We start from the raw sequence: 7,225 nt of genomic DNA, 5'->3' as shown, positions 1-7,225 counted from the left end.
GTGATGCGCCGGATCTAAGAGGAGCGCCAGCCGTCCTGCCAGTGGAAGCCGCCATTGATGGCCTGACCCATGGCCTTCATGGCGTTCGCGATCGTGGTCTGATACACGCGTGATTCGTCGCTCGTGGCCGCCTCGGCCATGGCGCGACTCGACTTCTCAAAGTGCGCGAGGTACTCCGCAAAGCGCTCGCGCTCGGCGAGTTGCCCGCGCACAAACTCCTCTGACTGCGCGTCGGCCGTCGTTGCATCGGTCATGATGTGGCCACCTCCGGCTCAAGGGTACGAGACGCCTCAGCGTCGAGCCGCCGCAGCGCGCCCAAGGCGGCCTCACGATCCGTGGTGACCCACATCGGCGGCAAGGTTCGAGTGAGGAAGCCTCGATAACCCGCGGTCGCCAGACGCGGATCGAGCACCGCCACCACTCCCCTGTCGCTCGCCGACCGGATGAGGCGGCCTGCACCCTGGGCGAGCAACAGGGCCGCGTGGGTCGCGCTCACGGCCAGGAATCCGTTGCCCCCCGCACGGCCCACCGCCTCGGTGCGAGCCTGCGAGATGGGCTCGTCTGGACGCGGGAACGGTATCCGGTCGATCACGACGAGGCTGGCGGTCGCTCCTGGAACGTCCACTCCTTGCCACAGGGTTGTCGACCCAAACAGACACGTGCGCGGGTCCTCCCTGAATTGGCGCACCAGCGTGGAGACCTGATCGTCCTTCTGGTACAGCACTGGCACGTCGAGGCGCTCGCGCATGGCCTCTGCAGCGGCGAGCGCGGCACGATGCGAGGAGAACAGGCCGAGAGTGCGTCCACCGGCCGCCGTGATGAGGGCCTCCAGCTCGTCGAGAGCCTCGGGCGAGATGCCCCCCATGCCGGGGCGTGGCAACTCGGAGGCCACGTAGAGGATTCCTTGGGTCGCGTAGTCAAACGGGCTGCCTGCATCGAGGGACACGGGCTCGTGCACGCCAAGGTGGCGCGCCACCGTCTCGAACCCGCCTCCCAACGCCAGCGTCGCGGACGTGAAGATCGACGGCTTCTCCCCCACGAGCCGATCCCCAATGACTCCCGCCACGTCCAAAGGGGCCGCCAAGATGCGGTCGGGCGTGGTCGCGTCGTAGTCGCCGTCGGCCGGGGCGAGCCAGACGACGTAGTGGCCGGGGTCCGCCTGGAGTTCTTCGCACACATCGGCGATCTCGGTGAGAGCCGCCTGCGCCATCTTGGCTCCCGCACCCGCCTCGCGTGCTCCACCGGACTCCTTGGCGATCTTGGTGACGGCGCTGAGCGCGTCGCGCGCACCGGAACGCACCAGCTCGATCGCGGCTGCGAGTTGCTCCGACGGTCCCAGGCGCAGGCGCCCAATGGTCTCTTCCGCGAGAGCCGCCTCCACGGCACGCGCGCCCGTATCGAGGTGGGCGGTGGTGACGCCGATGCGTCGCGCCCGCCGTCCCGCGCGCTCGATCGCGCGCACGGTGAGTTCGTGAGTGGCCGACGAGGTGATGCGACTCACCAGTTCGTGCGCCTCGTCCACGATCAGCGCGTCATGCTCGCCCAGAATGTCGTGACTGGTGGCCTGCACCCCCAACACCGCGTGATTGGTGACCACGATGTGCGCGCGGGCCGCGTCTGCGCGCGCCTTCTGCGAGAAGCACTCCGACGCCATGGGGCACTGGCTCTCGAGGCATTCTCGTCCCGTGACGGACACCTGCGCCCACGCCCGCCCGCTCACGCCAGGGACCAAGTCGTCCCTGTCGCCCGTGTCCGTCTCCTCGGCCCACGCGTTGAGCCTCACCACCTCGCGGCCCAAGTCAGACGTCGGCCCGAGCGGCAGTGCGCCCTCGTCGTCGTCCCCACCCTCGTAACCACCGGCCATCTTGTGCACGCACAGGTAGTTGCTGCGCCCCTTGAACAGTGCGGACCTTGCACGTACACCCAGCACCGGCTCGAGCGCGTCGACCACCGCAGGCAGATCCTTCGAGAACACCTGGCGCTGCAAGGCGAGGGTGGCCGTGGAGACGACAATGCGCTCGCCTTGCGTCACGGCGCGCGCCACGGCGGGTACGAGGTAGGCCAGCGATTTCCCGGTGCCGGTGCCAGCCTGGACCAGCAGGTGCTCGTCGCCAGCGAGTGCCGCCTCCACGGCTGACGCCATGGCTTCCTGGCCCTCGCGCCTTTCGCCACCCATGGCGGCGACGACGGTGGCCAACAGGGCGGCGGCGCCGGCGTCAGCGGTAGCGCCAGCGTCGGTCCCTGCGGCAGCCCCCGCGTCGGCCACAGCGTCGTCCTTGGCCGTGCCCTTCACTGCCTTCACGACGCGGCCGACGCGGCCTCGCGAATGCGCGCCGCGAGCGCGTCAGAGACATCGGCTACCAGGTGGTATCCGTCTCCAGCGTGGTCCTCACTCAGCACGTCGCCCTCGCGGTGCGCCTCGTTGACGAGGTCCCCTCGCGAGAACGGCAACGTGACGTCCACGTGCACTGGGGGCCGCGGCAGCATCTGAGCGATGGTCTCGAGCAGTTCACCCATCCCCTGGCCCGTGAGCGCGGAGACCTCGATGTGGGGCTCGCGGCGGCCGCGTAGGCGCAGCAGCGTCTCTTCGTCGGCGGCGTCGACCTTGTTAAACACGAGCAGTTCCGCCACCTCGGTGGCGCCTGGGACATCGGCGAGCACAGTGCGCACGGCGGTAATCTGACCCTCAGGGTCTGGGTGGGAGGCGTCCACCACGTGCAGCACCAGGTCCGCGTGGGTGACCTCTTCCAGCGTGGACTGGAAGGCGGCCACCAACTGGTGGGGCAGGTCCTTCACGAAGCCGACGGTGTCGGACACGGTGATGTCGCGGCCGTCTGGGGTGCTGGTACGGCGCACCGTCGGGTCGAGCGTGGCGAACAGGGCGTTTTGCACAAGCGCCCCCGCACCCGTAAGACGGTTGAGCAGCGACGACTTGCCAGCGTTGGTGTAGCCAACGATCGCGACGTTGGGCATGGCCAGCCGGCTTTCCCGGCGCACGTTGCGCGCGGGCTCCATGAGCTTGATCTGGCGGCGCAACTGGGCCATGCGGGTGCGGATGCGACGGCGATCCAACTCGATCTTGGTCTCACCTGGCCCGCGCGATCCCATTCCGGCGGCCGCGCCACCCACCTGGCCACCGGCCTGACGGGACATCGACTCGCCCCAGCCGCGCAGTCGCGGCAGCAGGTATTCGAGTTGCGCCAACTCCACCTGGGCCTTGCCCTCTTTGGACTTGGCGTGCTGGGCGAAGATGTCCAAGATCAACGCGGTCCGGTCGATGACCTTGACCTTGACCACGTCTTCCAGCGCACGACGCTGGCTGGGCTGGAGTTCGTCGTTGACGATCACGGTATCGGCGCCCACGGCCTTGGCGATGTCGCGCAATTCGATCGCCTTGCCCTTGCCGATGTAGGTGGCGGGATCGGGGTGCGCGCGGCGCTGCAACAGTCCGTCGAGCACGAGGGAGCCTGCGGTCTCGGCCAATGCCGCGAGCTCGCGCAGTGACACCTCGGCCTCGGTGGCCGGACCCCGCACCCATTGGCCTACGAGCACCACGCGCTCGAGGCGCAACTGCCGGTACTCCACCTCGGAGACGTCCTCGAGCTCGGTGGACAGACTGCCGACGCGCCTGAGCCCCTCGCGGAACTCACGTTCCATCTGGTCGCCGTCGTAGTCGGTGTGCGCGTCGTCGCGCGCGCTCACGGCCGTTCCGGCGCGCGACAGCACCCGGTCGATCACTGACTCGACCGAGGTGGGCGACGGCGTGGCGTCGGCGGACTCGTCTTGGGGTTCTGTCATGAGGTACCTAGTGTCTCATTGAGGCCGTGGCCCCGTGGTCGCGCACTACGCTTGGCTACCGTGGAGCACTACTTTTCAGCGACGCCGGCATCGGCCGATGAGCGACGCCAGATCAGTGTCACACTCGACGGCCGCACGTTCTCGTTGGAGACCGCGCCAGGTGTGTTTTCCCCGGCGCATGTGGACCTGGGCACGACGGTGCTGCTCGATACGGTGGGCGCTCCCCCGGCGGGCGACGTGCTGGACCTGGGCTGCGGCTGGGGTCCCATCGCGCTGACGGCGGCCCTGCGCGAGCCCTCGGCGCGGGTGACCGCCCTGGACGTCAACGAGCGCGCCATGGACCTGCTGCGCCTCAACGTGGCCCGCGTGAAGGCGTCGGCGCCGGAATTGGCGCCCATTTCCGTGGTGACCGCCTCGGAAGTGCCCCCTGAGGCCCGTTTTGACGCGATCTGGTCCAACCCGCCCATCCGCATCGGCAAGACCGCGCTGCACGAGCTGCTGGCGGCGTGGCTGCCGCGACTGAAGCCCGGCGGCGAGGCGTGGTTGGTAGTCCAGAAGAACCTGGGGGCCGACTCGCTGGCGCGCTGGATCTCAGAGCAAACGGACGACGCCGGGGCGCCGTGGGGTCAGATCGAGAAGATCCGCTCGTCCAAGGGCTTTAGGGTGCTGCGGTTGGCGCGGGTGTAGAGGGTGCCCGCGCCAACGCCTCTTTGACCAATCCCACCGCATCCCGCTAGTGACGCGCTCTCAGGAAATCACGTACCGGGGGTGCCGCAATTGCGGCATGATCAACACACAACCCGTCCGGGAAACCGGGGTTGGCTCGCCCTGCGCATGCACCCAGGCGCTCTCGACCAACTCGAACCCGACGAACGCGCCACCATCCGCGCACTCATCGAGGGTACATACCTGCGCTACGAAGCACGACGACTCTCCGCCAGCTGACCCCGCTAGACCCGCAACAGAACGTCACGCACCGACACGCCCTCGCCGACCCGTACGACCAGTTCGCCGCCCAGGCCCTGGGATCGGGACCAGACGTGAAACTGAAGGCTAGCGCCGTCGGCCCGAACCGAGATCTTCGACGCAGTCTCTCGCTCAAGCACCAGGCGCTCATGGTCTCCGTCGACCCACCGGATGCTCGCTGATCCCGCGATCTCGTCCCAGGTGAGAGTCACGCTGCTACCGTCACCCGCCCACGCCGTCAACGAAACGACTCCAGGCTGCTCAGACGGCTCGATCGCGACCCCGAGATCACTGAGATCGTCGAGGTCAGGAACCTCAAGCCGAACGCTCATCAGGAGCCACCCATCGGAATAACCGTCGACAGCCGCAGACCGTCGTCAGTGACTTGCCAAGTCGACTCGAACTTCAAGAACCCTCCCGGCCCGGCGAAGAGAGATTCACGAACCTGGAACGTGCCGTAATTCTTGTGGGTGAACGTTCTCACGATGTTGTTGCTGTCCGCAACCACGTCATCGAAGTGGCTCGACAACAACGACCTTCCGGCCGTGTTGTCATAGACCCCGATCCGGGCCAACTGCTGGGCGTTCTGCACCGACCGATCCGCGTTGTGGGCGCCCGAAGTGACTTTCCCGAAGAGGTAGTTGAACTTGCCCTCATCGACAATCGCACGTCCGGTGTTTGCGGCTTCGCTGGCCGTAGCGCTACTGGCTGTGCGTGGTTTCATAACCTTTGGCCCGAAGATGGCAGAGACGCCAGAGCCTGTGTAGCTGGACCAGTAATAGAATCTGCCTCGTTCTGGTGAATCGCCGTCCCACACCGGCACGCTCGGAATCGCCGGTGGTGGCCCGCTCGTGATAGTTGATCCCAGCCAGATTGCGCCGTTGGCGGTTGAAATCCCCGCGTTGAGGACCCCGCCAAGGAAATTCACTGCCAGTTTCGGGATGAACAGTGCGTCTCCAGTTGACACGCCGACCTTATGCGGACGCTTCGGCCCGTTCATGCCACGGTCGTACTCACGGTTCATCCCGCCCTCAAAGGGATCCGGGAGGTACGGGTTCAACTCAACGCCCGTGGTGCCGTAGAAGCACGCATCCTGATCGAGGGCACCGCCGGAAGCGCATGTGGGCCTGAGCCCACTCGCATCCTTGAACACCACTGGGTTGTTGTCGGCATACCTGTGCGGGTCCAGCGTCTTTGGGTCGCCGGGGTCCATGAGCGGGTCTGGTGAGATGAACCTGCTGGTGGCGGGGTCGTAGTAGCGGGCGTTCAAATAGGTCAGCCCCGTGCCCGTCGAGCTCGCACCCGTGCCGACCACACGGTCCTCGACCTGACCCAACCAACCCCTGTCCGTCGCCAGGTTGTCGGCGCCACGCAGCTCCCCATACGGGGTGTAGGAGGTGCGAGTCACCGCCTCGGCGTTGGCAATCGTCGCCGACGCCAACGACCCGTCCGGGTTCACCGTCACCGGCATCATCACATTCGTGGAACCCTGCTCGTCACCGAGCATCAACGACAGATCACCATTGTCGGTCCGGATTGCAACCGTCGAACCTGCGAAGGTGCAAGGCTTCACGCCTCACCCATCAGGGTGAGCCCCCAGGCAAGCAGCGGGATCAACACGATCACCCACTGCCACCATCGGTAGCGGATGAAGCTCCACTTCAAGGCGGCCTGCGCCTCAGCCGCCTGTTCTGCCGGAAGCGGGAGCATCGCGTCGCGCTCGCGTCGCACCCGGTCGAGGCCATGCGTCCGGTCAATGATCTGCAGTGAGATGCCGGACGCATCGACGAGCGTCTCCATGATGGCGCTCCGACGTCTCTTGAGCGGGTCGTAGAACTGCACCAAGGTCGTGGAAAGCTCCATCGCGTATCGGGTCACCACATAACAACCCATACCGAAGGCGAGGCCCTTCACCGAACTGCTAGGTATCGTTCGCTCCGTCACGATTCCCCGCAGTGTCCACGAGCGTTCATGCACCACGATCCCAGATCTCAACGAACCCGCGAATACCACCGCGTAGGACGCCGCGAGTATCAACAGCATGAGAGCGAGCCCCCAGCTTTCATCACGCGCGGCCAGCCCCGCGAACGCAATCCCCACCAAGTAGAGCAAGGCCATCGCTGCAATCGCCGACGGGCTCATTCCGAGCCTCACGGTCGCACCGGAGTCACGAGTTCGGCTCATTCTCAATCATTTCTCCCGTGTTGACCCCGAGTGCTGGCGTTGCCCCAACACGAACCGTGGCCGACATCACCGCACCCCCACCAGCCAGCCCCTTTCCCTTGGCCCAGTCTCTACCCAGCACTCATCACCGTTGTGCTTGTCTTGCGGCCAGGTCGCAGGACAAACGGACGACGCCGGGGCCCCGTGGGGCCAGAGCGAGAAGGTCCGCTCATCCAAGGGATTCAGGGGGCTGCGGGTCACGCGGGCGTAGCGCGGCGGATGTGGCAGATCGGAAGAG

At 66.5% G+C, this 7,225-nt stretch carries 7 protein-coding genes; 1 reads left to right on the top strand and 6 read right to left on the bottom strand.

What is annotated here, in order from left to right:
* Positions 1 to 14: 14 nt before the first annotated feature.
* Genes QZZ33_RS08485 through hflX form a run of 3 tightly spaced genes read right to left on the bottom strand, consistent with a single transcriptional unit; the run spans position 15 to position 3,798 of the window.
* Positions 15 to 254 (bottom strand): hypothetical protein, encoded by a 240-nt coding sequence (locus tag QZZ33_RS08485; RefSeq protein WP_291379385.1) that lies wholly within the window; start codon positions 252 to 254, stop codon positions 15 to 17.
* Positions 251 to 2,302 carry an ATP-dependent DNA helicase gene (locus QZZ33_RS08480; RefSeq protein ID WP_291379384.1) on the bottom strand — a complete coding sequence of 684 codons (2,052 nt, stop codon included), beginning with the start codon at positions 2,300 to 2,302 and terminating at the stop codon, positions 251 to 253. The genes QZZ33_RS08485 and QZZ33_RS08480 overlap by 4 nt, the downstream gene beginning before the upstream one ends.
* Positions 2,299 to 3,798: a GTPase HflX gene (gene hflX / locus QZZ33_RS08475; RefSeq protein ID WP_291379383.1), complete on the bottom strand. Its 1,500-nt coding sequence runs from the start codon at positions 3,796 to 3,798 to the stop codon at positions 2,299 to 2,301. Before hflX ends, QZZ33_RS08480 begins: the two co-directional genes overlap by 4 nt.
* Before the next feature lie 60 nt (positions 3,799 to 3,858).
* On the opposite strand from hflX, the gene QZZ33_RS08470 reads away from it, so the two are divergent.
* Positions 3,859 to 4,485, top strand: a complete 627-nt coding sequence (locus QZZ33_RS08470) for a methyltransferase (RefSeq protein WP_366475890.1) — start codon at positions 3,859 to 3,861, stop codon at positions 4,483 to 4,485.
* A 263-nt stretch (positions 4,486 to 4,748) separates the two neighbouring features.
* Here the strand turns inward: QZZ33_RS08470 and QZZ33_RS08465 are convergent, their stop codons facing one another.
* The 3 genes from QZZ33_RS08465 to QZZ33_RS08455 form a co-directional block, all read right to left on the bottom strand.
* On the bottom strand, positions 4,749 to 5,096 hold the full coding sequence (locus QZZ33_RS08465) for a hypothetical protein (RefSeq protein ID WP_291379381.1): 348 nt from the start codon (positions 5,094 to 5,096) through the stop codon (positions 4,749 to 4,751).
* Positions 5,096 to 6,271: an RHS repeat-associated core domain-containing protein gene (locus tag QZZ33_RS08460; protein WP_291379380.1), complete on the bottom strand. Its 1,176-nt coding sequence runs from the start codon at positions 6,269 to 6,271 to the stop codon at positions 5,096 to 5,098. Before QZZ33_RS08460 ends, QZZ33_RS08465 begins: the two co-directional genes overlap by 1 nt.
* Positions 6,272 to 6,333: 62 nt before the next feature.
* Complete coding sequence (locus QZZ33_RS08455) at positions 6,334 to 6,948, bottom strand: hypothetical protein (RefSeq protein WP_291379379.1); 615 nt, start codon at positions 6,946 to 6,948, stop codon at positions 6,334 to 6,336.
* Positions 6,949 to 7,225 lie beyond the last annotated feature (277 nt).

Source organism: Demequina sp., assembly GCF_016278775.1.
Taxonomy (GTDB): domain Bacteria; phylum Actinomycetota; class Actinomycetes; order Actinomycetales; family Demequinaceae; genus Demequina.
Note: the sequence above shows the minus strand (reverse complement) of the source record. Positions and strands in the feature narration are given on the sequence as shown.

Coding starts and splice junctions, on each gene's coding strand:
- QZZ33_RS08485 (WP_291379385.1), bottom strand. CDS start 254: ATGACCGATGCAACGACGGCCGACGCGCAGTCAGAGGAGTTTGTGCGC.
- hflX (WP_291379383.1), bottom strand. CDS start 3,798: ATGACAGAACCCCAAGACGAGTCCGCCGACGCCACGCCGTCGCCCACC.
- QZZ33_RS08465 (WP_291379381.1), bottom strand. CDS start 5,096: ATGAGCGTTCGGCTTGAGGTTCCTGACCTCGACGATCTCAGTGATCTC.
- QZZ33_RS08460 (WP_291379380.1), bottom strand. CDS start 6,271: ATGCTCGGTGACGAGCAGGGTTCCACGAATGTGATGATGCCGGTGACG.
- QZZ33_RS08455 (WP_291379379.1), bottom strand. CDS start 6,948: ATGAGCCGAACTCGTGACTCCGGTGCGACCGTGAGGCTCGGAATGAGC.